Raw genomic sequence first — 26,205 nt, 5'->3', positions numbered from 1 at the left:
ATGTCGTAGACGCAGCTCGACCCCGATCATCCCTGCGCCCTCGGCGATCGCCGTCTGGAGACGGTCCTGGAGGTCGACGCGGTCGGGATGGCGTTCGGCGTGGGCGGCCGCGGCCTTGCGCGCCGACGCGCCGTCCGGCCCCGCCGCGACGACCCGGGCGCCGAGGTTTCCATCCGCTCCCGCTTGGCGGGATTGACGGTCTCGGGCACGAACACCTCGACCGGCATGCCGCGGGCCCGTCCCGTGTAGGCGACGGCTTGCCCGAACTTGCCCGAGCTGGCGCACACCACCGGCGTACCGGGGGCAAGTGTGCTCAGCATCGGATCGGCGCCCCGGCCCTTGAAGCTACGCACCGGATTGGCCGTCTCCAGCTTCACTGTCGCCCTCGCCCGGCGATGGTCAGGCGGCGGTTTCCGATGTCGACGTCGTCAGCCCTTCCGAGCGGTAAGCACCGCCCCAAACCCCGGCCAGCACAGGGCAGTGTGCGTCTCCGGCTCGGATCACTGGGCGGAGACCTTGTGGACGGTGGTGTCGTCGGCGTTCAGCCGTTGCCCGTCCGCGGACAGCACTTCCAGTGTGCGGAGGCGATGTCCCTGTCGGCGGTCGACCAACTGTGAGTGCGGTTCGCCGGGGGCGAAGAAGTTCTGTTCGCCCCACTGCCGCAGTGCCACGATGACGGGGAAGAGCGCCTTGCCCTTCGGAGTCAGTACGTACTCGCGGTAGGCGCTGCCGTCCGAGGCGGGGACGGATTCGAGGACACCGCCGGCGACCAGGGTGCGCAGACGAGCGGTGAGGATGTTCTTCGCCACGCCGAGGCTGCGCTGGAACTCCCCGAAACGCCGGCTTCCGTCGAAGGCGTCCCGCACGATCAGCAGGGACCACCAGTCGCCGATCGCGTCCACCGACCGGGCGACGGGACATTCGCTGTTGTCGAAGCGCGTCCTGGTCACCATGGCGTCCCTCACTCTCACGATGGTTGCAACATGCTACCAAAGAAGTTACCGTCGCCACTGGTAGCAAGATGAAACCAGAATGCGGGGGAGTGCTGATGTCCGGCAACGGCGAGGCTGTGACACGACGGACCGAGGCCGGAAGCGGGGAGGGTCCCGCGTTCGTCCTGTCCCGTGGCGTCGTCATGCTGTTTGCCGTCGCCTGCGGGGCAGCTGTGGCCAACGTCTACTTCTCCCAGCCGCTCCTGGTGACCATGGGCCATGACCTCGCCATGAGCCCGGCACTTGTCGGCAGCGTGGTCACCCTCACGCATGTCGGATACGGGCTGGGACTTTTCTTCCTCGTGCCGCTGGGCGACGTGGCCGACCGCAGACGGCTCATCGTGGCCCAGTTGTTGCTCCTGGTGGTGGCGCTGACCGTGGTAGCCGCCGCCCACACGGCGACGATCCTGCTCGCGGGCATGGCCGCGATGGGGCTCCTCGCGGTCGTCACGCAGACGCTGGTGGCCTTCGCGGCATCACTGGCCCCTCCCGCCGGCCGCGGACGGGTCGTCGGTCTGGTAACCAGCGGCGTGGTCATCGGAATACTGCTCGCCCGCACCGTATCCGGCCTCATGGCCGATCTCGCAGGCTGGCGCTCCGTCTACCTCGCCTCGGCGTTACTCACCGCTCTGCTCGCCCTGGTCCTGTACCGCGTGCTGCCGCGCCACAGTGAGGCTCCGCCGACAACTCTGCGCTACGGACAGCTCCTGCGCTCCACGATCACCCTGTTCGCGCGGGAACGACTGCTGCGCCTCCGGGCCCTGTTCGGTCTGCTGATCTTCGCTGCCTTCAGTACCCTGTGGAGCAGCGTCGCGCTGCCGCTCAGTGAGGCCCCGTATTTCCTGTCCCACAGCGCGATCGGGGCGCTGGGGCTGATCGGTGTCGCCGGCGCCCTGGCCGCAACCGTGGCGGGCCGCCTGAATGACCGCGGGCTCTCCCGGCGGACCACCGGCATCGCCCTGGCACTGCTCGCAGCCTCGTGGCTGCCCTTGGCCTTCACCCGCAGCTCGCTTTGGGCCCTGTTCGTCGGGGTGATCCTTCTCGACCTCGCCGTGCAGGCGGTCCATGTCACCAACCAGACCCTGATCTACGCGCTGCACCCGGACGCGGGCAGTCGGCTGATCGGCGGATACATGGTCTTCTACTCGATCGGCAGCGCCACCGGCGCCGTCGCCGCCACCTCCCTCTACACGGTGGCCGGCTGGGGCACCGTATGTGCACTGGGTGCCACGTTCAGCTGCCTCGGGCTCGTACTGTGGGCGTTCACACGACACAGGACCCCGACCCCGCCACCAAGATGACCTCTCGCAGCGATTCCTCATGCCGACTGCCGAGACCGGATCGTGCGGCAGATCATCGGGTGGCGTTCACGCTTCGTGACGCCGGGATTGGCTGAGGCTGCTCAGTGCCAGGCACTCAGCGTGCGGAACTCCTGCTGGCCGATGGACTGCTGCTGGTTGCGACCGCGCTGGAACACGATACCCATGGCGCCGGCGGCCCCCGTGCCCAGCGGGCCGGCGCCGGCTGCGGCTGCGCCCTGAGCGATGACGTAGGACGCGGCGCCGACAATTCCGACGCACAGGGAGAAGCGAATACGGCGCCGAAGACGCGGAAGCTCCGAGACGCTCATCACGTGGGCCGCTATCACCCTCATCACCAGGCGTCTGGCCCGCAAAGGCGCCGCCCGAAGCTGGACGATAAAACCTCAATCCCTGACCTGCCCCGCCCTGCCCGTTCCGGGGAGGGCAACATCATGCCCGGCCATGCGCCATCAGGGCCGCGTGAGGCAACACCAATACGCCGCCCGGGCCGGCAAACTCCGCACACAGCGACTCGAAGCAGTCCTTGATATCGGCAATTACCACTGGATCTTGGCTCGTCACAATCTGCCCGATCGTCGCCACTCCGGCGGCCGGTCCGCTCCACCACTCTTCGGCAGTTGTCCGATGGTCCCAGGACAGCGTGTCGCAGACGACGTCCATCAGACCCGCCTCGCCCAGCAACGCGGCGAAGCCCTGTTCAGTGCGCGGAAAGTCCTCCTCAGGAGCCAGAGTCGGCAGGTGAGCGGGACGGGTGACGCCCGCCGCCCGGACAGCCCTACCCAGCAGGGCCTGCCCGGCGGCCGCGGGAACCGCCCAGACGGTGACGGCTATCCTCCCGCCAGGCCGCGTCACCCGACGCAGTTCCCTCAAGGCTTCCCGGGGCCGTCCGACATGGTTGAGGACGAAGTTGCCGACCACGGCATCGAACTCGTCGTCGGGGCACGGCAGGCGGGGCAGAGCGGCAAGCCGCACGTCAGCTTACGGGGCCGTCAGCGCTGCCCGTGCGACCATGCAGTGGCCGATCAGAAGCTCCGCCGCTTGCCCGAAGCCCTCCAGCGCGCTCAGCCTGTCCGTGCCGCCGGCGATTCCGGGCACGGGCGGCGGCGCCGGCGAACGCGAACACGGTCAGAAAGTACGTCCGGCACGCGCTCAACCGGGCACCTTCTCCACCCCGCAGGCTGGCCGTTCACCGGCCCCCGGCGCTGACTCGTTGCCCACCTGACCCACAACCCGTACTCGCCTGTTGCTCCTGGTGGCCGCCGCACAGGGGATTGACCTGACGCGCCAGCCGGGCAGCGTCTCTCGGAGCACTGTCGAAGCCGCCCGGCCAGACGATCAACCAAGCCCAAGACTAGCAAGTTGACCTACGAGCAGCGGGGTCTGAACCTGACCAACCCCACGAAGGGGGTCACCCATTTCGTTCTCTACACCGAACCCAGGCTCGGTCCCACGTCCAGGAGCGGCTGGGCAGGCTCCGCGGGTGAACACGGACCGGGAGACCGCCCCGCCGAGTCAGCTGCTGCACCACCACGCGCGCAGGCCGCGTGATCGGTCGGCCGAGGCCCCAGGACGCCAGAGGATCAGGGCGATCCAGATGCTTCTGCTGCTTCCGCCTCACCAACGATCTTGTCGAAGGCCTCCCGGCTCGTAGCCTTATAGGTGTTCGACTGGGCTGCCAGATCGACGTCCAGAGTGAGAGTGCCTCCGCTGATCGAGCCATGGGCAGGCCTGCCGATCCCGCCCAATTCCGTTTCGATGGTGATGTTGTTGCCGTCCTGCCGGCCATTGAAGGGCTCGGGATCGCGCAGCATACGCCCGCTGTCCGAGGAGAAGGACACACTCGTCCACGTCCCCGAGAGAACCCCATGGGGGTCGGTCCGCCACTCGAGCAGATCGAAGTAGTGCTGGCCCGAGCTGTTGCGATAGAGGGCGTAGAAGAGGAAGTGCTTGCCGGCGGATGTGCTCGGGCTGGCCGAGGATGCAGGTCGGTTCTCGTCGGAGGAGCCTGTGCTGCTTTCCGAGCATGCAGCCGTCAACAGCGTGAGTAATAGGCTGAGACAAGCGGCAACAAGAACCCGACAACAAGGGGCCAAGGGGGCGTGTCGCCTCGCGCTCTCCGCCTCACCACTCATGGGTATCCATCTCCCGTCGTCCTTGGTCAAGCAAGGAAACTAACAGCGCTGCCTCGTGCCGGGACACTCCGCAAGAGGCAGAGTGCGCGTCGGCCTGTTTTGGATCAGGACCGCTGCCGGCGTTCTGCGGTTCCCTCCAGAGGAGAACGGACGCGGCAACAGCGTCGGGTACAGCGGGGGAGGCCCCGGCGCACTTGCCCAGTGGATCAACAAGCTCATCGACTCCGACAGCCAGGACACCGCCGCCAACGCTCACCACTACGGTCAGACAGTGGATCCGCGGCTGGACTCGTGCTTGTACGCGGTGGCGTGCACCGTCTCCATCCGGCGGAGCGCCGGCTCGCTATCGTCGTGCTTCATCGCACTGACGGCGAACTCCAGCAGCGCCCCCACCGCCATGTGGTTCTTCCAGTGCCGCAGCACCGCCTCGTCCACCAGCTCCGCGCCGCCCGTTATCGCCAGGTCAGCGAAGCGCTGCCGTGCCCGCCACTCCCGGTGCCGGCGCCACCGGCCCGCATCGGGCCGGCCAGATCCCGGACCTTCCGGAGCTGGCCCACCGTGGCCTGGATCTGCCTCTCCTGTTCGGGTGTCCATCCCGGCCGCGGCTCGCCGGGGAGAGGCTGGACCGCCCCCCGGACAGTCTGGTGGACCGCCTCGGCGCCGTCGTCCGCGTCGTCGCCCCTGCAGCGGCTCCACGCCTTCCTGAGCGACGCTTCCACCGCCTGACTGTCGAGTTCGGACATGATCTGCCTTTCTCCCTGGACGCGCAGCATGCCCGGCGGGCGCTGCTCGAACAATTTGTCGGCCTGCGCGATTACTTCGGTTCCATGCAGTCTGGGGCGTCTGCCGAGCGTCGGCGAATGACGTCCGGCGGGTGGCGGGAGCACGCGGCCGGGATGAAGAACAGGCCGATCACGTCCAGGGCGGTCACCACCACGCCGAGCAGGTCGACCGACACCGAGCGACTGCCGACCGACGCGACGTCGCAGAACACCGACGTCATCGCGACGAACACCGCGTCGCGACGACCCACGGCTCGCGCAGCGGGGAGCGGTTCCGCGCCACCACGCTCGTCCACCACACCCACCCGGCCGCCACGCAGAACACCACGGCGGCCGGAAGCAGCAGCACCGGCGGCGCCCAGCGGGTGACGTCGCCTTCGGGCAGTCGCTGCCCGGTGAGGTAGCCGACCCACACCCGGTCCACCGGCACCTCGACCACGATCACCACCCACCTCAGCGCCCGCGGCGACCGTAACGAGCCTCGCTCGCGAATCCCCGCGCCCTCCCCCTCGGCCGTACGGCCACGGGGAACGTGCTGGCAGAGCCCGGGCCCGCCGGAGGGCCGTCGCTCGCGCTCGTGCCTGCGCACACGGTCGAAGCCGTGCTACCCGTGTGGGGGAGGCATGCGGGCAGTGTCGGCACCGCCACGGGCATTCGTAATGGGCCCGTTTTGCTGTTCGTCGCGGCACCGAACCCCCTCCACCTCCCTGGGGCGGATTCCGCGTGACAACGTGACACCAGCTGTCCCGTTTCAACGAACTCTGGGCGGTCAGGCGCTCCTGGTCAGTTGCGGAAGGTCATGGCGAGGCGTCTCAAACAATCTGGTCGACGCAGGCCAGGGTGACCCATAGCATGGAATTCACGCAGGACGGGCTTCTTCGTCCACTCGAAGAGAATCACTGGAGAGCGGTGTGCTGGGAAACTAGCCCGCTCCGTTCGGGAAGGGGCCGTCGGAAAGGGCTCGCACCACGAGCACCTCGCCGGCGGTCTACTTCACATCGCCTGTGGTCGGCGGACGGCAGATGGGAGCGCCTGCTCCAATGGGTCCAGGCCGCGACCAAGGCCCTGCGGCGCTGTCGCACGATCGAGGGGCGGCCTGCCGAAGGCCACCCCTGACCACTCCACGGCCCGCTACACTCCAGCCGCCCAGTGAAACCCGCAGGTCAGACAGCAAAATCCTGCTGGAGTATTAGTACTCCAGCCGTAGATCGGGATCTTGTTGCGGCTTGCCCCGGGCAGCGCCGTTGTCGGATGCCGGGCGGCGTATGTGACACTGAGCGCCCATGCACAAGGCGTGGGTGGGTCAGCGAGTCATCTGCCGGGGGGCCATGGGCGCACGCACGACGAGGGCCTGGTTCCTGCACCACTACTACGAGCACGAATGCGGGCCGTTCAGGAACCTGTCGGATCTGGCGCAGGAAGCGGCCGAGGCCGTTCAGCGGAGGCTCAAGGAGCGGGGGGATGTCTTCGCGAGCCGCCGATCCGATGATTACCTGGCGATCCGACGGCAGCTTGAAGAGCGGGCGCGGGAACTGTTCATCTTCAAGGGCGGGGAACCTGCCAGAGCCCGTCCGCACTACATGACGCTCGGCGCGTGCGAGTGGATCAGGCAGTGGTACCGCGAGGGGCGGGAAGTAAAGCTTCGCGTCGACGAGTTCGATCCCCGGGCGGTCAGCTTTACCTATGGCGATCTGTTCCCGACGATGCGGTGCGGCGACGGGAGACCATACCGGGGCCAGGTTTACACCAGGGACGAGATCTTCCAGCTGATCGACGAGTACGGTCTGCCGCAGGACTGGAACCGCGACGGAAGCCAAGGGCCCGAGCGGTACATCGAGGCGCAGATATGGGACGACGCGCCGCTCGCCAGGTTCCTGCCCGAGAGCGTGTAGAGCGCACCGGCTGGCCTGGTCCGCCTGGCGATGCCGCCACCAAGCCCGAGCCCGAGCCAGCCACTACCACCGACAAGCCGCGAATCAGACATGAAGATCACGATCTACGGCTGGAGTATAGCGAAGATCATTTCTCAGTGACGAGGTCTGGGATTGCCCTGACTTCACGCGCACGCCGGCTCCAAGACGTACGCAACCGTTTCCAGAAGATGCACGCTACTGTTTCCAGCCTTTGACACCACCGCCGAAGATGGCCGCGGCGCTGGCAACGGTTCCCGGATGACCGGCCCAATATCTAGCGCGAAGTATGGACTGGAGGTTCCGGTCGGCGGCGGAGGCCCAACACTAATGATCACCGGAGTCACCAGGGAGTCCGCAGCATGACCGGCACCACAGAGGCCCTTAGCGGGTCGGCTGCAGTCGACAATGCAGCACGAAGTGTCACGCGCCCGTTCTACGTATACGCCGTGCTCACCAACTCGCTGTTCCAGCGCGGCGTATTCGTCATCTTCCTTTATCAGCGCGGCCTCTCCGCCGCGCAAGTGGCCCTACTGCAAACACTGCTGTACCTGGTCAGCGGACTTGCGGAGTTGCCGACGGGAGTCATCGCCGACCGAATCGGCAGGCGTGCCAGCATCGTGATCGGCCAGATGCTGATAGCTGGATGTCTGCTCGGTCAGGTGGTGTTCTCCAACTACTGGGTGTTCCTGGCTCTGTTCATCGGGCAGGGTGTAGGCATGGCATGTGTGTCCGGTTCGGACACCGCCCTGCTGTACGACCTGCTCGTGCGTCGTGGTGCAACGGCCAGCTACGTCAAGATCAAGTCCCGGTTGACCATGCTCGGGACGGTCACCTCGGGAGCCGCCATCGTCCTCGGCGGCCAACTGCAGCAGATTTCCTGGGGAGTCGTCTACGTCGGTTCGGCGGCGTGCCTCGTCCTGGCAGTGGTGGTGCTGATGTCAGGGGTGCCCGAGATCCGCGGCGCGGACGCGGTGGACGAGCAGGAGGGAGCCGAGGAGGAGCACGGCGACGTCACAGCATGGCGGGCGATGCTTCGGGTCGCCACGCCGGCGCTCGTGACGCTTGTCGTGGTGTCCGGATTGATGCATGCGACTTTGACGCCGTACATCATTTTTACGCAGAAGACCCTCTCCGATCAGGGAGCGGGCACCGCATTGGTCAGCGTGGTCATATCGGCGGGATTCATCGCCGGCGGGCTCACTCCGCTGCTGTCGGACCGCGCGGACCGGCGCATCGGGTATCGGATCATAGTCCCGGTGTCTCTCCTGACGCTCGCCGCGGCACTCGGCCTGAGCGGCCTCGGCCTTGTCTGGGTCACCATCGCCGCGTTCCTGGCCCTGGCCGGGATTCCTGAGATCACCGCCGTGATCGTGGACAACGTGTTCAACGAGGCTGTGCCGTCGCGCCACCGGGCGAGCCTGCTGTCGATGATCGCATTCGTGGAGTCGGCGCTCATCGGCATCGGCTATCTCGTCCTCGGCGCGCTCATGGACGGGCTGGGCTCGAGTGTGGGCATGGCCACCTACGCCGCAGTCCCCCTGCTGGCATGTCTCCTGTGGCTCCCGGTGCTCTTCCGAGGGGCACGGGTGACCACCGAGATCAAGAAGCCCGCCGACCAAAAGGCATCCTGAAACAGACCATCTCGCGCAACGTCCTGCCCGATGGCAGAGGCGCTGCTCGTTGACATGTCGCTCCCAGTCAGCGACGGAGCTGTCATCGCGACGATCAGCGCCAATCGGGATGGGAAGAAGCGCGCCACTGAGAAAACCTCGCTGACATACCCAGTTGGACATGCCAGGGCCCTGTCGAGCATGTCCAGCGAACGGTCCGCCTCCTCTTCGAAGGCATAGTCCGCATCCGGTCTGCGCCAGCTCGGTGAAGTGCCGGGCCACGTCCGTGTCCTCGTGGCGCAGCAGTACGTCGCCGCGGGCGATCAGGGTGATCTCGACGCCCAGGGAGGAGAACACGTGGGCCATCTCGGTGGCGACGAAGCCCGAGTCCAGGATCGTCATACGGCGTGGAAGCCGGTCCATGCGCATGACGGTGTCGCTGGTGTGGTAGCCGAGCTCCTGGTCCAGGCCGGGTACGCCAGGGGCGTCCGGGCGGCTGCCGACAGCCACCACGACCTAGTGTTCGCCGCAGGCTGCGAGGGGGCGATGCGGCCGAAGATCCGGTCGCGCACCGCGGGCCAGTCGACACCGCGCAGTGTCAGGTCGACGCCCAGTACGGCGCCGTGCTCCGGTGCGCGGGCGGTGTCGGCGGTGTGGGCTTGTCGACGATCGAGTTTCCGGAGCCGGAGCCGGAGCCGACGACGACGAGATCGAAGTGGTTGTCCATGGACGGGTTCCCTATCGGCTCGCGGCGGTAAGGCTGATGCCGGGTTCGTTCGCGCCGGTGCGCGACGCCAGCACGGCAGCCGCTGCCCGCTCTCCTGCCGCGAGGGCGCCTTCGATGTGTCCGGCGTGGTCGGTCGCCGTCTCGGTGGACGCCCAGTGCAGTCGGCCGTCGAGCGTCGGCCGCTGATAGAGGGAGTGGCCGAAGAGGAGTAGTCGGCAAGGTGCTGGACGGTGGACGGGGCGGTCCACCGCTCGGTGCTCCAGTCCTGCACGTGCAGGACGTCAGGGGTGGCCGCGGCCGGGCCGAAGAGCTGCGCGAGCTGGGCGAGGACCGCCTCGTCGAATCCCGGGCGGACGGTGCGGGCGTGCGCGAACCCGAAGAGGGCAGCGGGTCCGCCGTCGGGCCCCGACATGTCGTGTATCTCCTGCAGCGGGCCGGTCCTGCTGATCGCCGCACCGGCCAGCCCCGCCTCCCGCCAGAAGGTGACAGAGTACTGAGCGACGACCTTGGCGACGGCCCCCATCCAGACTGGGGTGGATCGTGCGAGGCACACGGTGTCGGCGGGGAGCGCGTCGCCGAAGTCGATGCGCTCCAGCGCCAGGGCCGGGGGGACGGCCAGGACGACGTGCTCGGCGTGCAGGGTCCCGGCCGGGGTGTGCAGGTCAAGACCGCCACGGACGTGCGGGTGGATGGCGGTGACGGGCGTGTTCGACCGCAGGACGTCGGTGGGCAGCGCGGCCGCGAGGGCACAGGCGAGGCTCTGGGCGCCGGTGGCGAATCGATGGGAGGGGGCATCGATCAGGTTGCCGGCAAGGCGGCGTGTGCCGGTGGTGTCCTGGAGGATGGTGTCCCCGGCGAGATGCTGCTCGAAGGTCTCGATGCCGCCTCGTGCGGCCAGAGCCCGCACGCGCTCCTCTCCGTCCCAGAACCAGGTGGCTCCCAGGTCGAGTGCCCGGTCCGGGGGCAATACGGGGGCCGAAAGCAGGAGTCCGCCGATGCGGTCGCGGGCCTCCAGGCAGACCGTGTCGCGGCCGGCGGCGTGCAGGGCGGTGGCCGCGGCCAGCCCGGAGGCGCCGGCGCCGACCACGATCACGTCGTGGCTGTCCCGGTGGGACATGTGTGGCTTCCTTTCTGGTCAGGCCGTGGTCCGGTGTCCTCGGGCCGACTTCCGGCATGCTGATTCTGCGTTGCCGAGCCGTTGGCATCAGGCAGGGGACTCGCCCGCACTGGGCGAAGACGGCGGCCGACGGCCCGGAGGGCCTGGTCACATGCCGCTGGAGGTGTCCAGGACGATGCGGAAGCGGGGGGCTCCGGAGCGCAGCCGGGTGACGGCTTCGCCGACCTGCTCCAGCGGCATGCGCTCGGTCATGGGGCGCACGTTGTGGGTGACGGCGAATTCCATCGCCTCCCCCGTCTCGCGCGCACCGCCGGTGAGGTGTCCGGTGACGGCGTGGCCGTTCATGACGAGCTGGGCCGCCGGAACGGTCAGAGATCCCGCGTCGACACCGACGAGGGTGAGCTGTCCGTGCACGCCGCCGAGTCGCTTCAGGGCGGCTCCGGGCGCCTGGGCATTGCTGTCGATGTAGTGGTGGGCGCCGAGGTCGCGGGCGAGTTTCTCGCGGTCGCCGCCGCGGGCGATGGCAATGGTCTCGTAACCGAGCTTCGCCGCGAACTGGACGGCGAGGTGGCCCAGCCCGCCGATCCCGAACACGGCGACGCGTCCGCCCGCACGGGTGCCGGCCTTGCGCACGGCGTTGAAGGTTGTCACGCCCGCGCAGCCGAACGGGGCCGCGTCGAAAAGGTCGCATCCGTCAGGGATGCGTGCGAGGGCATCGGCGGGCACGGTGATGCTCTGTGCCCAGCCACCCGGGTAGGAAAGGCCGGGCACCTTGCGTTCGGCGCAGTGGACGACGTCGCCCACCCGGCAGAAGGCGCAGTGCCCACAGCTGCCACCGAACCAGCCGACGGACACACGGTCCCCGACCTCCCAGCCCTCGACCTGGTCGCCCAGTTCGGCGATGACACCGGCGACCTCGTGCCCCGGGGTGACCGGGAAGGAGGTGCCCGGACCGGTGGCCGCGGCCGTTCCGATGTCGGCGTTGCACACGCCGCTCGCCGTGACGGACACACGGACCCACTTGCCCGTCGGCGATGTCGTCTGCGCCACAGAGGGGCCCAGAGGCCCTCCGGACTCGGTCACGACCATGGTCACGGCAGAGTCTGACATGGTGCCTTTTCATCCGAACACGACGATCTCTATAGCTGCTGCTTATGCTGAATCAGCAGGAGCCCCACCGTAGGCCGAGGAAAACGAGCCCGGTAGCGGACATCAGTGAATGCAGCGATAAGGCATGCCTATGACGTTAGATCGCCTGAATCTCGAAGGGCTCCGGTACGCGCAGGCGGTCGCCGAGACCAAGTCGTTCAGCGCCGCCGCACGGGCGTACGGCGTCACCCAGCCCGCCCTGTCCAACGGGATCGCCAAGCTGGAGGAGCGCCTCGGCGAGAAGCTGTTTCGACCGGTCGCCGCGCGGGGTGACCCAGACCGCTTTCGGCGCCCGGATCCTGCCTTTGATCGAGCGCGCCCTGGTTGCGCTCGCGCCGTCGCGGCGGAGGCCAGGCGGCTGACCGAACCCGGCGAGCAGAAGATCCGTATGGGCGTCTCGCCCCTGATCGGCTCGCACCTGGTCGCCCGGGCATTCAGCATGGTCTGCGACCTGCCCGTGCCCCGCGACCTCGTGCTGCGTGAGGCGAATATGCGGGAACTTCGCGAATGTCTGCCGGCCGGCCGGCTCGACATCATCCTGATCCCGGCCGTCGCCGCGATGCCGCGCTTCGAGCACCGGGTCATCGACGTCGAGCCGATCGTCGTCGTCAGCCCCGATGGCGGGGAAGACGCTTCCTTCGGAAGAGACACATGTGTAGTACCGCTGTTGCCACACCCCAACGCTGGGATGCAGCGAGCTGGGGACTTCTGATCCTCGTGTCCGGCGCGCCGTTTTTGGACGGCGTCGACCTGTCCCTCGGCCTGACAGCCAGCGCGCTCGCCTGGATCGTCAACGCCCACATCTTCGGCTACGGCGGATTCCTGCTGCTCGGCGGCCCGGGCGGCGGACCTGCCGGGGCTGCGCCAGGTCTCCATCACGGCCATCGCCGTCTTCGGCATCGCCTCGATCGTCAGTGCCTTCATGAGCGGCGAGACGTCGCTGATCGCCCTGTGCTTCGTCAAGTGTGTCGCGGCAGGATTCACCGTCCCCGCCGGCATGTCCATCGTGTCGACGTCGTTCGCCGCCGGACACAACTGGGCCAAGGCTCTGACCATCTATTCCGTTTTCGGCACCATGGGCTTCGGCCTCGGCCTGGTGCTCGGGGGAGTGCTGACCGAGTTCGGCTGGCGGCTGACCATGTTCGTCCCCGGCCCCATCGCAGTGGTCTTCTTCGCGGCGGGCCTCCGGCTTATCCCCGCCAGCCGCTGAACGCCCGTATCCCTGGCACCCTCCTCATGCTCGCGGCCAGCGCCGAACAACAACAGAGCGCTGATCGGTTCCAACCTCTCCGCCGCCCTGCTGCTCGGCAGTTTCATGGGCAAGACCTCACGCCGGACGAGGTGACCTGGCGCCCGCACGAGAACTCCAGCGCCATCGGCTGGCACCTCGGCCACCAGGCCCACGTCGCCCACTTCATGATCCGCAACCTCACCGCGGCCGAGCCCAGCCCCGACCCGGAGCTGGACGGGCTCATGGACTCCGCGAATTTGGAGAAGTTCCGCGGCGCCCTGCCCACCGTGCGACGGCTCACCACCTTCCGCGACACCGTCGCCGAACGCGTCCACGCCCGCATCGGCGACATCGCCACCGGCAAGGTCGCCGCCCCCACTCAGCTGACCATCGTCGTGACCCACCTGCTGACCGCACTCATCAACCACGAGTACCAGCACGACCAGTGGATCAGCGAGGTCCGTGCCGACAACCTCGGCCACGCCCTCCCGCCCGACCCCGCCTCGGACCGGCTCAGCCGCATCGACGGCTACCTCGTTCTCAACCCCTACGCCTGACCACCGCACCGGCCCACCTGCCTCAGTCCAGTCACTCAGCGAAACAGGAGCACCACATGTCCAGCACCACCCCCGACTTCACCGGCCAGAAGGTCGTCGTCATCGGCGGCACCAGCGGCATGGGATACGCCGTCGCCCGCCACGTCCTCCACGCCGGCGGAACCGCCGTCGTCACGTATTTGGAGATCTCCGAGACCGGGACCGCGGCGCCGTCGCGGTGGCGCAGCGATGCCGCGAGGTACTCGTCGTCCTTCGTATGTGCCTTCTTCGAATAGTCCAGGTGGTTCGAGACGTGGGCGCACATCTGGAGAACCGTCTTGACCTGCGTGTCCCAGACCGAGACCGTGGTCGAGAGCTCGTTCCCCATGGTCATGTTCTGCACGGACAGCTCCCTGGCGGCCTGCGCGGTGGAACCCGACCCGCTCTTGTCCATGCCCGCGCCCGCGATGTCGGCCTTCTTCCGCAGCACATCGTGCAACTCGTACGCCTCGTGGCCGACGGCTCCCAGGTCGTCCTGTGGACGACCAGGTCATGGTCGGCCCCCCACCCGGGCCGGGCTGGGCCTGGTTGAGCCGCATCCACTGAGCGCACCGCTGGCACCCGGCGGCAGCGTTCGAGGCGCCGGAGGCCAAGGCAGGATCCCACCGTCAGGCCCTGCCGCTGGAAGGAGCGGTGCAGGGAGCGGGGGATATGTGGTGGGCCCTTTGCCGTGGCCTCGCCGGCGAAGTGCCGGGCCATCACCAGCCCACGTGCGCGATGCGGAGCGCTCTCGCAAATCGATCGGACGAAGCGGAATCCGTTCAGACTTCGAGGTAGTTGTGTACCGGCTTCATCGGACCGAGCGTCAGGTCCGTGACGATATGGCTCGCGGAGATGATCTCCAGCACAGGCAGGTCGGCCAGGGGAGCGAGGACGTGTTCGAACAATTGCAGCCTGGCCGGCGCGGTCCACGCCTGCTTGACCTCGATGTCGGTGATCTCGGTGCGCACCAGCTCGCAGGCCCGCATCGACGCGTCATAGTCCGGGGCGAACTTGAGCATGTAGGTGGGGATGGAGATTTGCGCACGAGCGTCCTCAGGGTCCATGGCGTGGTGTTTGTAGCCCATGGTCGCGGTGGCCACCCGGAGCGTGCCGTAGTCGAGGGTGCCGACCAGTGCGGCGTTGTCGATGTAGAGCGAGGGCGATCCCAGGACCTTGGGGTAGGCGCCGACCTCGCGTCCACCGGCGGCCGCCGGGAAACTGTCCAGGTACATCGCGCGCAGATACTCGCCGGGTTCGCCGTGGTAGCTGACCGAGATGGCCTGTCCGGCCTCGGTGTAGGGGCCGTACCCGGTCACCTCGTTCATCCGCATCACCTCGAACCGCACGATGGGGTCCTCGATCTCCAGCGGCTCCGGTGTCACGGCTCTGGCGGCGTCCGGATCCGTCCGATAGAAGATGTTGAGGTACTCGCGGTCGATGTACTTGGGCAGCATCGGCGGGTAGGCGGGAGCGCCGATCGGGGTGGCATAGTGACGGCGCACGTCTTCGGCACGCATGGTTCTTATGGCTCCTTTGGGACGGATGGGCCCGACGGCCTGGATGATCGATTCCAAGGGTTAGTGGTCGTAGTGATCCCGGACTTGCCGGACGGGTGGCGCGGCCCCATAGGCTGAGCACCCGTCCGCACTGCCTGGGGAAGTAATGACCAGTAGGTTCACCGAGTTGGTTGTCGACTGCCACGATCCGGAGCGCCTCGCGGCCTTCTGGTGCGCGGTCCTGGACTTCAAGGTGATCGACCGGAGCGAGGGCAAGGTCGAGATCGGCTCCTGGGAGCCGACCGTCGAGGAGGTCCGGGCCCGCCAGATGCCGCCCACCCTGATGTTCATCCGGGTACCCGAGGGCAAGACCGTGAAGAACCGGCTCCACCTGGACGTCAGCCCGATCGATGGCAGTACCGACGACGAGGTGGCCAGGCTGCTCGGCCTTGGCGCCGCCAAGGTGGACGTGGGCCACGGCCCTGGCCGGAGCTGGGTGGTCATGGCCGACCCCGAGGCCAACGAGTTCGACGTCCTGCGCACCCTGGCGCCGTCCAAGTTAGATGATCACTCCCAAGGGTTGGTGGTCGTAGGCGGTCAGTGAGCGCAGGACGGGCTGTCCGCTCTGGTCGTTGTGCCAGATGGCGGTGGTCAGCGTGAGGATGCGCTGCATGACGCGGGCGACGACGCCGGCGGGTGTGCGGCCGTGGTGCCGTTCCAGGCCGGGCTGGCCCTTGAAGGTCTCGTTGACCGACGCGATGACCTGCCGCAGTGGTGTGAACAGCTCGGCTCCGGGCCGTTTCGGTTCGCCCTCGCGGGTTGGCTGCAGCAGCCGGATGCCGCGCTCGGCCAGCTGGTGCTCGAAGTCGCGGCCGAAGCGGCTGTGGCTGGCGCAGTAGCAGTACTTGGCCCATCCGGCCAGCTCGGAGCGTTTGACGGTCTCGCGGGAGCGGCCGCATTCCACGGGCGTGGAGTCCACGATCCATACGTCGTCGCTCCACACGGATGTGTCGGTGGCCAGCAGCCGGGTGATTCGGCGGAGCAGCTCGGTGGCCTTGCGCAGGCGCTTGTTGCAGCCGGGCTGCTGGGGCAGGTACGGGCACAGATTCCGCAGGTGAGCGCGGGCGTGGCGGGGCCGCTTGGCCTCGGAGGTGAACCCGAGCAGGGCCTCCGTCACCGTGAGGGTGACGAGCTCGGCGTCGGTCAGTTTCGGGGTGATCCCGACAGCCGGTCGCCGCGGCGCGAGATGCGGCGATGCCTTCAGCAGGTCGTCGGTTTTCACGTACGGTGCGATGGCGAGGGAGTCCAGGTCTGGCGTCACAACCGCACTTTGGGCTCCCTCGCCTCATGCGCGAAGCCGATCCCTTGGAATCGACCATCTAGGCGACGCTGATCGGGACGCTCTTGGGACCTCGCGCGCTGCGGGCGGTCCTCATCGTGACCTCTCCGGCGATCCGCATGTCCGGGAAGCGGGCGAACAGCTCGCGCAGGGCGATCTCCGCCTCCAGCCGCGCCAGCCCTGAGCCGACGCAGTGATGCGCACCGGCGGAGAACGCGATGTGCTCCCGGATGTTGCCCCGGGTGACATCGAAGCGATGAGGGTCGGTAAACACCTTCGGGTCTCGGTTGGCGCCCCCCAGCAGTTGGACGAGCCAACCGCCGCGAGGAATCAGCTGGCCGTCGAGTTCGACGTCCTCAAGGGCCATCCGGACGGTGAACATCGCCGGGGGGTCGTAGCGGAGAGCCTCTTCCACCACGTCGGGCGCGATATCGGGGCGGTTAAGGAACAGTCGTTTCTGATCCGGGTGCTCCAGCAGAAAGCGCACGCTGTTGGTGATGAGGTTGACGGTGGTCTCGAGACCGGCCGCCAGCAGCAGCCCCATCAGCCCGATCAGCTCTTCGTCGGTGACCGGCCGGCCGTCGACCTCGGCGCCGACCAAGCCGCTGATCGCGTTGTCACGGGCAGCGCGGCGATTCTCTTCGATCAGCTGAGTGAAGAACGCCGTCATCTCCGCCAGCACCGCGCGTACCATTCGTCGCTCACCCATGGTGCGTACGCCGTCGATGGTGGTGGCCAGCGCCATGCCCCACCGGCCGAACTGCTCGTAGTCCTCGATCTCGATGCCGAGCATGTCACCGATGACGGCGGTGGGCACCTGCGCGGTGAAGTCGCGGACCAGATCGAAGCCTTGGCCGCCGGAGATGCGGTCCAGATGGCTGTGGACGATCTTCTCGACCGTGGCGGCGCGGGCACGGAGTGCACTTGCGGTGAACCAGGGCGCGACAAGTCTGCGCAGCCGGGTGTGCTCGGGGGGATTCACCGCCAGCAGCGACCGCTCGATGGGGTGGATCAGCGCGTCCGCGTCCCCTTGGCACATCTCCCAGGCCGGGGGTGACGGGGGAACCGGCATGCCGAACCGAGGGTCTTTCAGGACCGATCGACACTGGGCGTGTGAGACGGTGCAGAAGATCCCGAGCCTGCTGCGGTACACATCGCCCTGCTCCCGGATCTGTTCGTACAGTGGCAACGGATTCGCGGGCTGCCGGATTGCCAGGAGTTTCGCGGCGGGATCCCCGGACAGCGCGGCCCCCGCCATCATGGTCCGGAACATGGCGAGCTTGATCGCCGTACGAGCACCTCGGATGCCCATCATCGGATGTCCTCTTCTCAAGGTCAGTTGACCTTGCGGTCGCTGTCCGCCCACAGTTGCTCGCGCAGTTTTCTGCGCAGGATCTTGCCGCTGGGGTTACGCGGTACCACGTCGATGACGTGGTACTTGCCGGGGATCTTGAAACGGGCGAGCTGGCCGCTCAGGAACCGTGTCAGCTCCTGTGCCTGTACGTCATGGCCCTGGCGCAGCACGATGTACGCGCGCACCTCTTCGCCCGCCGCGGAGCTGGGGGCGCCCACCACCGCGGCCTCGGCAATGGCCGAGTGCCGGCACAGCGCGTTCTCCACCTCAGCCGGGTATACGTTCTCCCCGCCAACGATGATGGTGTCGCTGATCCGGTCGCGGATGTAGAGGTAGCCGTCCTCGTCCCTGTAGCCCGCGTCCCCGGTGACGATCCAGCCGTCGACGAGGGTGCGCGCCGTCGCATCGGGCAGATTCCAGTACCCGGCCATCCGGGCCGGCGTGTGCAGCCACACCTGGCCGATCTCTCCGGTCGGCACGTCGTCGCCCTGGGAGTCCACGATCCTCATCCGTACGCCGGGATAGGGAAGTCCGGCAGCGGCGAGCCGGGGACTGCCCGGCCGATGCTCCGAGGGAGGCAGACAGACCGCGGTGTTGCCGGTCTCGGTGAGCCCGTAGATCTGGGCCAGGTCGCAGTCGAAGATGTCGAGGCCGCGTCGCAGCAGCGTGTCCGAGATCGGGGACCCCCCGTAGACCACCTTGCGCAGCGTGGCGAAGTCCGGTCTGCCGACATGAGGCTCGTCCAACATCATGCGCATCATCGCGGGCACCATGCAGGCGGTGGTGATGCCGGCTTCCCTGATGAGGTCGACCGCGCGCAGGCTGTCGAACGCGGGGAGCAGTACGTTCGTGATTCCGGCGTTGAGTCCCTGCGTCGCCCACCACAGGCCGCCGATGTGGAAGCCGGGAACGCACACCAGGCTCCGGTCGTCCGCACGCCAGTCGATCCACTCCAGCCCGTGTTCGGCGAGCATGCCGGCGACGGCGAAGAAGCTGCGCTGGGCCAGCACGACGCCCTTGGGCGCCCCGGTCGTGCCGCTCGTATAGATCTGTACCACTTCGGTGTCCGCGTCGGCGGGGATGGCGAACCCGGTGTCGGCGGGCCGGTCGTCAGCCCATGCCTCGAAACCGGCCGTGTCCAGCGGGACGGTGTGCTGAAGCCTCGGCAGGGCCGGCAGGGCCTCCTGCACCAGCGGAGCCAGGGCCGGCCCGAAGAACAACAGCTCGGTACCGGAATCACGCAGGATGTGAGTGACCTCGGCGGCGGTCAGCCGCCAGTCGATCGGGACGAGGACCGCACCGGTCTTGGCGCACGCGAGCACGATCTCGTGAAATCTCTCCGAGTCGGGGGCGAAGTGCGCGATCCGGCTGCCGCGCCGGACGCCAAAGGCGGCCAGCGCCTGAGCGGTCCGGTCGCTCCTTCGGTCCAGTTCCTGGTAGGTGACCTGGACCGATCCGCAGACCAGCGCGGGGTGATGGGGCCGTTCGGCCGCGTGACGGGCCACGCTGTCCTGAAGTGTCGTGGGCCTTGTGCTGGACTGCGTTCTGCTCATTCGGTGCCTCGCTCGCCAGGAGTAACGGTCAGTGCCAGGTGTAGGAGTCGAGCCAGTGGCGGCCGCCGGCCGACGGCGTCGGGCCGAGAGGGGGGCCGGGCCGTGCGGTGCCGGCGGCTTCGATGAGGACGTGTGCGTTGACCCCGGTGAAGCCGAACGCGTTGACGCCTGCCAGCCGGTGCTCCTCCGAGGGCCACGGCAGGGCCTTGGTCGGCACCGTCACCGACATCGGCCGGCCGAAGATGGCCGGATTGGGATCGGTGAAATCGGGTTGCGCGGGCACCGTGCGGTGGCGCAGCGCGAGAATAGCCCTGACCAGTCCCACGGCCCCCGAGGCAGTCTCCAGGTAACCGATGTTGGCCTTTCCGCTGCCGACGTAGAGCGGCGGGCAGTCCGTGGAGTCGCGTTCGTACGCGGTGGCTATCGCATCGATCTCGATGGCGTCGGCGACCTTGTCAGCACTGCCGTGCGCCTCGACGTAACCGACCCGTGCCGCGTCGACCCCGGCCGCGCTCAGACATTCCCGGATCGCCCGCTGCTGTCCCGCGGAGGACGGGGCGGACATCGTGGACCGTCGGCCGTGCTGATGGATCGCGCTCGACCGGACCAGGGCGTACGGCGTGTCCTTGTCGGCACGGGCGTCCTGCTCGCGCTTCAGCACCAGCACCACGCTCCCCTCGGCGCGGACGTACCCGTCGGCGCGGGCGGTGAAGGGCCGGCAGCGCCCGGCGGCCGACAGCATGCCCGCCTTGGCGAAGACCGCGGTGGTGACCGGTGACAGCAACAGGTGACTCACTCCCACGATCGCCACGTCGCATTCCTTGCGGCGCAGTGCGGCGCCGGCGAGGTGCACCGCGACGAGAGTGGAGGAGCAGGCGGTGTCGACCGTCAGCGCGGGCCCGTTCAGTCCGAGGCCGACGGAGATCCGCCCGGCGGCCGCGCTGACCACCGTGCCAGTGGCCATCGGCGCGGACATCCCCTCGGTGGTGACGCCGTTGCGAATCCCCGCCAGGCCGTACTCCGGCGTGGTGACGGAGACGAAGACGCCCACGCGTCGACCGCCCGGGTCTGTGAGGCCCGCGTCCTCCAACGCCCGGGACGTCTCGGTGAGCAGCAGTCGCTGCTGCGGGTCGAGACAACGGGCGTCCTCCTCGGAAATGCCGAAGCGCTCGGCGTCGAAGAGGTCGATGTCGGTGAGGTATCCGCCCTGGCGGAGCGCGGCGGCGAACGGCGCGATGTCGGGTGCCGCGAGGTTCCACCGCGGCCTGCCCAGGCTGTCGGTGGGGACACCGGCCTGCTCGGTGGCCAGCGCCCTGCCCTCGCCGACCAGCGCCCACAGTTCGGCGGGGGTGTCGATGCCTCCGGGCAGCCGGCAGCTCATCCCCACAACCGCCAAGCCCTCGGTCTCGGCCTGGTGCTGCCGCGCGAGGAGCAGCATCAACTGACTTCTGGACAGTTTCTCCAGCGACTCGATGTACGCCCTCATCCGAGGTCCTTCAACGCCGCCAGTTCGGCCTCGGCGTCCAAGGGGGATTCCAACCCGCCGCCCGGGTCGCTCGTCTCGCCATGGTCCGGCCGGACCAGTGAGTCAAGGTGTTCCACGAGCAGGTTCGTTGTCGGGTAGTCCATCGTGATCGACGCCGACAGGGAGGTGCGCAGTGCCGCCTCCAAGCCGTTCTTGACGTCCACCGCGGCCAGTGAGTCCAGCCCCAGGTGTGTGAAGGGCGTGTCGGCCGGGATGTCACCCGTGGCGTCGAAGCGCAGCACTTTGGCCACGGTCCCCCGGACCAGATCGGCGAGCGCCTGCCGCCGTCCGTCCTCGGGCAGCCCGGCCAGTTGATCGACGTCGACCGTGGGTACGGTGTTGTCCCTCGGACGTGCGAGCTGTTCGTACAGGGCGTTGGACAACGGCCTTGTCGCGGCGTACGTGGTCCAGTCGCATGCGCCGACCACGATCTGTGGGACGGGCTTGTCCAGCAACGCGGTCAGCGCGCGGGCTCCGTCCCGGGGCTGGATGAATACCATTCCCTGCCGCTCGAACGACTGCTTGTGCGCCTCGTCCAGGGCGGCAGCCATGCCGATCTCCGCCCATGGACCCCAGTCGATCGCGGTACCGGGCAGGCCGAGAGCGCCGCGCCAGTGCATGAGCGCGTCCAGAAAGGCGTTGCCCGCGGCGTAGTTGCATTGGCCCGCTTGGCCCAGCACGGCGGAGCTGGATCCGTATCCAATGAAGAACCTGACCTCGGGGAGGTCGGATGTGGCCTGGTGCAGCAGCCAGCTTCCGTAGACCTTGGCCCGGAAGACCTTGTCGATGTTGTCCCAGTCCTGCGAGTTCACGGGCCGGTCGGACAGTACCCCCGCCGCGTGGACGACACCGCCCACGGCCGGTCCTTCCTTGGTGAGACTCTCGAACAAGGCGTCGACGGCGGCGGGTTCCGCGATATCCGCGGTGTGCACACGGACACTGACCTGCTCGCCGAGGGTCTGCCTGACCCTTTGGAGCTCCTCGTCGTCGGGTTCTCGCCTGCTGACCAGCGCCAGGTGGCGCGCGCCGCGGTCCACCAACGTCCGAGCGGTCAGCAGGCCCAGGCCACCGAGCCCGCCGGTGATGAGGTAGGTGTGGTCACCGTCGACCGGCGACGGCTCCGGCTCGGTCCCGAGCCGCTCCTCGGTCCCGAGCCGCTCCTCGGGGCCGCTCGGGACCAGTCGGCGGACGTGGCGTCGGCCGTCACGGTAGGCGATCTGGAACTCGTCGGGTTCGCTGCTCAACAACTCCCTGAGCACCGTGGCCGGGTCGGTCTCGCCCACCGGCAGATCCAGGAGAGACACCCGGTGGTTCGGATACTCGCTCAGCAATACCGCCCCGAAGCCCCAGACGCTGGAGGCGGACAGCCGTCGGCCGTCGTCGGCCTCGTCCTGGGGAAACCACTGGCCCCCTCTGGTCACCAGCCACAGCCGCTGGTCCGGCCCGAATCCGCAGGTCTCCAGGAGGCCAACCAGCTCCAGCAGCTCGGTGTACTGCCGCTCGCATTCGGCACGCAGGCCGTCGAGGCCGGGCTGCTCACCCGGCTGCCAGAACCAGCACAGATCGGCCGGTCTTTGCGCGAGCAGTTCGGGGAGCTGGGCCAGGTCGGAGGCGAAGGCCAGTGAGGTGCCGGTGCGCTCCGCCTCTTCGGCCAGTGACTTCTCCCCCTCCAGGCCACTGTGCAGCAGCGCGACACGACGTCCCGGGACAGGCGTGGCCGAGGAGGCCGCTTCGACCCACTGGGTCTGATAGAACATCCGCCGCCGAGCGACGCCGACCGATGACATCCGCCTGAGTTCCAGGCCGTTCAGCACGCATACGACTCGTTCGCCGTCCCAGAGCACCACATCGGCGACGAAGTCCGCATCGGTGGACGGCTGTGCGGGGAGCAGCCGGACCACGCTGCGCAGTGTCGCGCCACGGGGCCGACTGAGCAGTCGGAAGGACCGCAGCCGGACGGGAAGGCCGGGCTGGGTGATGGTGGCCAGGGTCTGCAGCGCGCAGTCGAGGATCGCTGGGGGGAGGTTTTCGGTGGTCACGCCCGCCGGACCGGTGATCTGTGCCGTCGCGAGGTTGCCACCGCGGCGGGTGAAGGACTCGATGAGACGGAAACGCGGGCCGTAGCCCATACCGGAATCCGCGAAGTCCGCGTACAGCTCGGTGATCCGCCGACCCCGCTGTTCCTCCCCGGCCTCGGCTCCGGCGATCTCTTCCAGCAGTTCGGAGCCGTCGTCGAGCGGTACGGCGTCCTGGCTCTCCTTGCCGATGATCGCGGTGACATGCAGCCTCTCGATGCCCGCGTCGTCGCTGACACTGAGGATCTCGATGAGCTCGTCACCGTCCCCCGTGGTCCTGATCCGGGTACGCAAGCTGATGGCGTCGTCCGACAGCAGCAGTGGCTCATGGATGCGCATGTCGTCGATGGGAAGCCCGGTGTGGCCGTGCACGGCGTCCACCGCTGCGATGAGCAGTTCTATGAACCCCGCCGCTGGGAAGACCACTTGGCCGACGACCATGTGATCCACCAGGTAGTCCGGCCGGTCGGCACTGATTCTGCTGGCGAACTCCCCTACGAAGGCGCTGCGTTGCTCCTCGGTCGTGGTCTCGGTGCCGAGAAGGGGATGATGGGCGCCGACTCCCGTGGTTTTGCCGAACTCCGGCAGCCAGTACCGCTTGCGGTCAAAACAGTAGGTCGGCAGGGTGAGCCGCGGCTTCGGCCGGCCTTCGTGGAACCCTCGCCACGACAGGGGCAGGCCCGCCGCGTAGAGCTGGGCGGCGGCCTCGTACGGCGCCCGCTCCTGCTCTCCCGCGGCTCCCAGCGATGCCGCCCACAGGTGCCGGGAGGCCGTCACACCCGCGCGTCCGGAGTTGATCAGAGATCGGCCCGGCCCGATCTCCACCATGGCGTGTGGTCCCTGGTCGGCCAGTGTCCGGATGCCACCGGCGAAGTCGACGGGTTCACGGATCAGCCGCGCCCAGTAGTCGGCGGAGCACACCTCGTCCACCTCGGCGATCTGACCACTCAGGTTGGAGATCAGGGTGGTCTCGGGCTCCTGGAACCGCACGCCGGAGATGAGGCTCCGGAACTCCCCCAGCACTTCGTCCATCAGCGGTGAGTGAAAGGCATGGGATACCGGCAGCCGCTTGGTACGCAGGCCATGCCCGGTCAGCTCCGCGGCCATCGCCTCCAGTGGCTCCGCGGCCCCCGACACCACGCACTGGTCGGGAGCGTTGATCGCGGCGAGCGAGAGGCCGGGGTACTGGCCGAGCAACGGAGCGATCTCTTCACCCGATGCCCGCACCGCCATCATCCCGCCCGGTGCGGACACCGACTGCATGAGCCGGGCCCGCGCCGCCACCAGCCCGATCGCGTCGGGGAGGGGGAAGACCCCCGCCACGGTGGCCGCGGCCACCTCACCGATGCTGTGCCCGATCACCACGTCCGGACGGATGCCCCACGACTTCCACAGCGCTGCCAGGCCTAATTCCAGTGTGAACAGTGCCGGCTGGGTGTACCGGGTCTGGTCCAGCAGTCCGGCGGCGTGGCCTTCACCGAACATCACATCGCGGACGGGCGGCCCGTCCAGGTGTTCCGCGAACAGCCGGTCGCAAGCGTCGACGGTGTCGCGGAAGACCCGGTGGCTTCGGTAGAGCCCGGCAGCCATGCCGGGGTACTGGGAGCCCTGACCGCTGAACAGGAAAGCCACTTTGCGCTGCTGTGGGGTGTCCTCGGTCCCGTGGACATGCCGGGCCAGCAGCGCCTCCAGATCTCCCAGGCCGCCGACGACTCCGGCGACGCGCGAGACATGATGCGCCCGCAGGACATTGCTCGCGTGGCACAACTCCTCGACGTCGGCATCCGGATGGTCGGCGAGATAGCGCCGGTACCGCTCCACCTGGAGTGCCAGTGCCTTGCGGGTCCGGGCCGACAGGGTGAACACGGCCGCGCCGGACCGAGGCCGGGTGCTCGCATTCCGTGCCGCATCGGACGCGGGAGCCTGCTCGATGACCGCGGACGCGATCGTGCCCGCGAAGCCGAAGGAGTTCACCAACGCCCTGCGGGTTCCGGTCGGCCAGGACACGGGCTCGCGGGGCACCGCGACCGGGAGCTCGTCCCATGCGACATGAGTGGAGGGGATGTCCATGTTCAGGTGCGGGTAGATGAGCCCCTCGCCCAACTGCAGCGCCACTTTGATGATTCCGCTGACACCGGCAGCGGCCTCGGCATGGCCGAGGTTGGTCTTGCCCGACGCGACGAAGACCGGGGAGCCGTGGCTGTGCGACTCGGCGAAGACCTTGGCGATCGCCGATAACTCGATGGGATCGCCCAGCGCGGTGCCGGTCCCGTGCGCCTCGACGTACTGGATGTCCTCGGGCCGCACCGCCGAGTTGAGCAGCGCCGCGCGCATCACTCGCTGCTGCGAGCTTCCGTTGGGGACCGTGAGACCGGCACCCTCGCCGTCCTGGCGGATCGCCGAGCCGCGTACCAGGGCCAGGATCCGGTCGCCGTCATGCTGGGCGTCGGACAGCCGCTTGAGTGCCAGCACACCGCACCCTTCGCTGCGGGAGTATCCGTCCGCGCGGTCGTCGAAGGTTTTGCAACGCCCGTCCGGCGCCAGCATGTTGGCATCGGTGGTCACGATGTGCGCCTGCGGATGGTGGACCAGGTTGACCCCGCCGCACAGGGCGATGTCGCACTGCCGCTGCCGCAAGTCCTGTACGGCCATGTGCAGGGCCACCAGTGACGACGAGCAGGCCGTGTCGAAGCTCGCGCAGGGGCCGTGCCAGCCGAGGACATAGGAAAGCCGACCCGAGGCGGCGCTGTGGGCGGTCCCGGTTCCCAGATAACCGTTGATCGCCTCGTACGGCAGGGTCTCCGCGGCGATCATGTAGTCCGCCGAGCTGATCCCCACGTAGACACCGCCGTCGCTGCCGCGTAGCGCGTGCGCGTCGAGCCCCGCGTCCTCCAGTGCCTCCCACGCCGTCTCCAGCAGTAGCCGCTGCTGCGGGTCCACGTAGTCGGCCTCCTTCGGCGATATGCCGAAGAACGCGGGGTCGAACCGGTCGATGCCCTCGAGGAAGCCGCCGCCACGTGTACGGATCGTGCCTTTCGCGGCCGGGTCGGTGCTCTCGAACGCGGCGACGTCCCAGCGGTCGGAGGGAATGGGTCCGGTGCCGTCCCGCCCGGAGCGCAGAAACTCCGCCAAGGAGTCCCGCGTGTCGTTACCGCCCGGCAGCCGCAGACCGATGCCCACGATGGCGATCGGTTCGTACTTCTCCAGCAGCAGTCGCTGGAGCAGCTCTCCGTCAGGGTCGGCGGCCTTCTGCCGACCGCTCTGGCTGCCCATGGGTGTCGTCATATCGCTCCTGGTGTGAGGTGCACGG

At 68.2% G+C, this 26,205-nt stretch carries 24 protein-coding genes and 3 pseudogenes; 7 read left to right on the top strand and 20 right to left on the bottom strand.

The annotated features are described in order from the left end of the window. Nucleotides 1–26: 26 nt before the first annotated feature. Both PV419_RS26860 and PV419_RS26855 read right to left on the bottom strand, forming a co-directional pair. Nucleotides 27–377 carry a pyridoxal-phosphate dependent enzyme gene (locus PV419_RS26860; RefSeq protein WP_319693331.1) on the bottom strand — a complete coding sequence of 117 codons (351 nt, stop codon included), beginning with the start codon at nucleotides 375–377 and terminating at the stop codon, nucleotides 27–29. A 123-nt stretch (nucleotides 378–500) separates the two neighbouring features. Next, the gene (locus PV419_RS26855; RefSeq protein WP_319693329.1) at nucleotides 501–953 is read right to left on the bottom strand and encodes a helix-turn-helix domain-containing protein; all 453 of its coding nucleotides are present in this window, start codon (nucleotides 951–953) and stop codon (nucleotides 501–503) included. 95 nt (nucleotides 954–1,048) lie between these two features. Between PV419_RS26855 and PV419_RS26850 the strand changes: the two genes are divergently transcribed. Continuing rightward, complete coding sequence (locus PV419_RS26850) at nucleotides 1,049–2,293, top strand: MFS transporter (protein WP_319693327.1); 1,245 nt, start codon at nucleotides 1,049–1,051, stop codon at nucleotides 2,291–2,293. Between the two features lie 101 nt (nucleotides 2,294–2,394). Here PV419_RS26850 and PV419_RS26845 read toward each other — a convergent pair whose 3' ends face one another. The 7 genes from PV419_RS26845 to PV419_RS26815 all read right to left on the bottom strand — a co-directional run bounded on the left by PV419_RS26845 (nucleotide 2,395) and on the right by PV419_RS26815 (nucleotide 5,673). Beyond that, on the bottom strand, nucleotides 2,395–2,622 hold the full coding sequence (locus tag PV419_RS26845; protein WP_319693326.1) for a hypothetical protein: 228 nt from the start codon (nucleotides 2,620–2,622) through the stop codon (nucleotides 2,395–2,397). A 121-nt stretch (nucleotides 2,623–2,743) separates the two neighbouring features. Next, nucleotides 2,744–3,286: a class I SAM-dependent methyltransferase gene (locus PV419_RS26840; RefSeq protein WP_319693324.1), complete on the bottom strand. Its 543-nt coding sequence runs from the start codon at nucleotides 3,284–3,286 to the stop codon at nucleotides 2,744–2,746. Between the two features lie 608 nt (nucleotides 3,287–3,894). Then, the gene (locus tag PV419_RS26835; RefSeq protein WP_319693323.1) at nucleotides 3,895–4,476 is read right to left on the bottom strand and encodes a hypothetical protein; all 582 of its coding nucleotides are present in this window, start codon (nucleotides 4,474–4,476) and stop codon (nucleotides 3,895–3,897) included. A 234-nt stretch (nucleotides 4,477–4,710) separates the two neighbouring features. Then, on the bottom strand, nucleotides 4,711–4,881 hold the full coding sequence (locus PV419_RS26830; RefSeq protein WP_319693322.1) for a hypothetical protein: 171 nt from the start codon (nucleotides 4,879–4,881) through the stop codon (nucleotides 4,711–4,713). A gap of 17 nt (nucleotides 4,882–4,898) precedes the next feature. Further along, nucleotides 4,899–5,189: a hypothetical protein gene (locus PV419_RS26825; protein WP_319693320.1), complete on the bottom strand. Its 291-nt coding sequence runs from the start codon at nucleotides 5,187–5,189 to the stop codon at nucleotides 4,899–4,901. 71 nt (nucleotides 5,190–5,260) lie between these two features. Next, nucleotides 5,261–5,449, bottom strand: a complete 189-nt coding sequence (locus PV419_RS26820; protein ID WP_319693318.1) for a hypothetical protein — start codon at nucleotides 5,447–5,449, stop codon at nucleotides 5,261–5,263. Further along, nucleotides 5,446–5,673, bottom strand: a complete 228-nt coding sequence (locus PV419_RS26815; protein WP_319693317.1) for a hypothetical protein — start codon at nucleotides 5,671–5,673, stop codon at nucleotides 5,446–5,448. Before PV419_RS26815 ends, PV419_RS26820 begins: the two co-directional genes overlap by 4 nt. An 838-nt stretch (nucleotides 5,674–6,511) precedes the next feature. On the opposite strand from PV419_RS26815, the gene PV419_RS26810 reads away from it, so the two are divergent. Then, nucleotides 6,512–7,120, top strand: a complete 609-nt coding sequence (locus PV419_RS26810) for a hypothetical protein (RefSeq protein WP_319693316.1) — start codon at nucleotides 6,512–6,514, stop codon at nucleotides 7,118–7,120. A 380-nt stretch (nucleotides 7,121–7,500) separates the two neighbouring features. Next, on the top strand, nucleotides 7,501–8,772 hold the full coding sequence (locus tag PV419_RS26805; RefSeq protein ID WP_319693315.1) for an MFS transporter: 1,272 nt from the start codon (nucleotides 7,501–7,503) through the stop codon (nucleotides 8,770–8,772). Nucleotides 8,773–9,021: 249 nt separating this feature from the next. Here the strand turns inward: PV419_RS26805 and PV419_RS53385 are convergent. From PV419_RS53385 to PV419_RS26790, 4 genes and pseudogenes are all read right to left on the bottom strand, one after another. Next, nucleotides 9,022–9,261: pseudogene (locus PV419_RS53385) on the bottom strand (FAD-dependent oxidoreductase); the annotation flags it as partial. A gap of 228 nt (nucleotides 9,262–9,489) precedes the next feature. Continuing rightward, nucleotides 9,490–9,726, bottom strand: coding sequence for an FAD-dependent oxidoreductase (locus tag PV419_RS26800; protein WP_319693557.1), 237 nt, complete (start codon nucleotides 9,724–9,726; stop codon nucleotides 9,490–9,492). Nucleotides 9,727–9,761: 35 nt separating this feature from the next. Beyond that, nucleotides 9,762–10,595 (bottom strand): annotated as a pseudogene (locus PV419_RS26795) (FAD-dependent oxidoreductase); the annotation flags it as partial. Nucleotides 10,596–10,742: 147 nt separating this feature from the next. After that, entirely contained in the window at nucleotides 10,743–11,705 is a 963-nt protein-coding gene (locus PV419_RS26790; RefSeq protein ID WP_319693313.1) for an alcohol dehydrogenase catalytic domain-containing protein, read from the bottom strand. A gap of 130 nt (nucleotides 11,706–11,835) precedes the next feature. Between PV419_RS26790 and PV419_RS26785 the strand changes: the two genes are divergently transcribed. The 3 genes and pseudogenes from PV419_RS26785 to PV419_RS26775 all read left to right on the top strand — a co-directional run bounded on the left by PV419_RS26785 (nucleotide 11,836) and on the right by PV419_RS26775 (nucleotide 13,532). Next, on the top strand, nucleotides 11,836–12,456 hold the full coding sequence (locus PV419_RS26785) for a LysR family transcriptional regulator (protein ID WP_319693312.1): 621 nt from the start codon (nucleotides 11,836–11,838) through the stop codon (nucleotides 12,454–12,456). A gap of 135 nt (nucleotides 12,457–12,591) precedes the next feature. Beyond that, nucleotides 12,592–12,954, top strand: a pseudogene (locus tag PV419_RS26780) (MFS transporter); the annotation flags it as partial. Nucleotides 12,955–12,980: 26 nt separating this feature from the next. Next, nucleotides 12,981–13,532 (top strand): DinB family protein, encoded by a 552-nt coding sequence (locus tag PV419_RS26775; protein WP_319693310.1) that lies wholly within the window; start codon nucleotides 12,981–12,983, stop codon nucleotides 13,530–13,532. 31 nt (nucleotides 13,533–13,563) lie between these two features. Here PV419_RS26775 and PV419_RS26770 read toward each other — a convergent pair whose 3' ends face one another. Both PV419_RS26770 and PV419_RS26765 read right to left on the bottom strand, forming a co-directional pair. Then, entirely contained in the window at nucleotides 13,564–14,010 is a 447-nt protein-coding gene (locus PV419_RS26770; protein WP_319693308.1) for a hypothetical protein, read from the bottom strand. A gap of 322 nt (nucleotides 14,011–14,332) precedes the next feature. Continuing rightward, on the bottom strand, nucleotides 14,333–15,070 hold the full coding sequence (locus PV419_RS26765) for an acetoacetate decarboxylase (protein WP_319693306.1): 738 nt from the start codon (nucleotides 15,068–15,070) through the stop codon (nucleotides 14,333–14,335). A 145-nt stretch (nucleotides 15,071–15,215) separates the two neighbouring features. Between PV419_RS26765 and PV419_RS26760 the strand changes: the two genes are divergently transcribed. Next, a complete protein-coding gene (locus PV419_RS26760; protein WP_319693304.1) occupies nucleotides 15,216–15,653 on the top strand; it encodes a VOC family protein in 438 nt (145 codons plus the stop codon). Here PV419_RS26760 and PV419_RS26755 read toward each other — a convergent pair. From PV419_RS26755 to PV419_RS26735, 5 genes are read right to left on the bottom strand one after another with little or no spacing between them, the layout of a single operon-like run. Further along, complete coding sequence (locus PV419_RS26755; protein WP_319693303.1) at nucleotides 15,609–16,370, bottom strand: IS982 family transposase; 762 nt, start codon at nucleotides 16,368–16,370, stop codon at nucleotides 15,609–15,611. The two genes, PV419_RS26760 and PV419_RS26755, sit on opposite strands and share 45 nt — an antisense overlap. A 58-nt stretch (nucleotides 16,371–16,428) precedes the next feature. Next, nucleotides 16,429–17,703: a cytochrome P450 gene (locus PV419_RS26750; protein ID WP_319693301.1), complete on the bottom strand. Its 1,275-nt coding sequence runs from the start codon at nucleotides 17,701–17,703 to the stop codon at nucleotides 16,429–16,431. A 20-nt stretch (nucleotides 17,704–17,723) separates the two neighbouring features. Beyond that, entirely contained in the window at nucleotides 17,724–19,295 is a 1,572-nt protein-coding gene (locus PV419_RS26745) for a long-chain-fatty-acid--CoA ligase (protein ID WP_319693299.1), read from the bottom strand. Nucleotides 19,296–19,323: 28 nt separating this feature from the next. Beyond that, nucleotides 19,324–20,781, bottom strand: a complete 1,458-nt coding sequence (locus PV419_RS26740) for a polyketide synthase (RefSeq protein WP_319693298.1) — start codon at nucleotides 20,779–20,781, stop codon at nucleotides 19,324–19,326. Beyond that, nucleotides 20,778–26,180 (bottom strand): type I polyketide synthase, encoded by a 5,403-nt coding sequence (locus PV419_RS26735; protein ID WP_319693296.1) that lies wholly within the window; start codon nucleotides 26,178–26,180, stop codon nucleotides 20,778–20,780. The genes PV419_RS26740 and PV419_RS26735 overlap by 4 nt, the downstream gene beginning before the upstream one ends. Nucleotides 26,181–26,205: the final 25 nt, after the last annotated feature.

Source organism: Streptomyces sp. ME19-01-6 (assembly GCF_033793745.1).
GTDB lineage: Bacteria > Actinomycetota > Actinomycetes > Streptomycetales > Streptomycetaceae > Streptomyces.
Note: the sequence above shows the minus strand (reverse complement) of the source record. Positions and strands in the feature narration are given on the sequence as shown.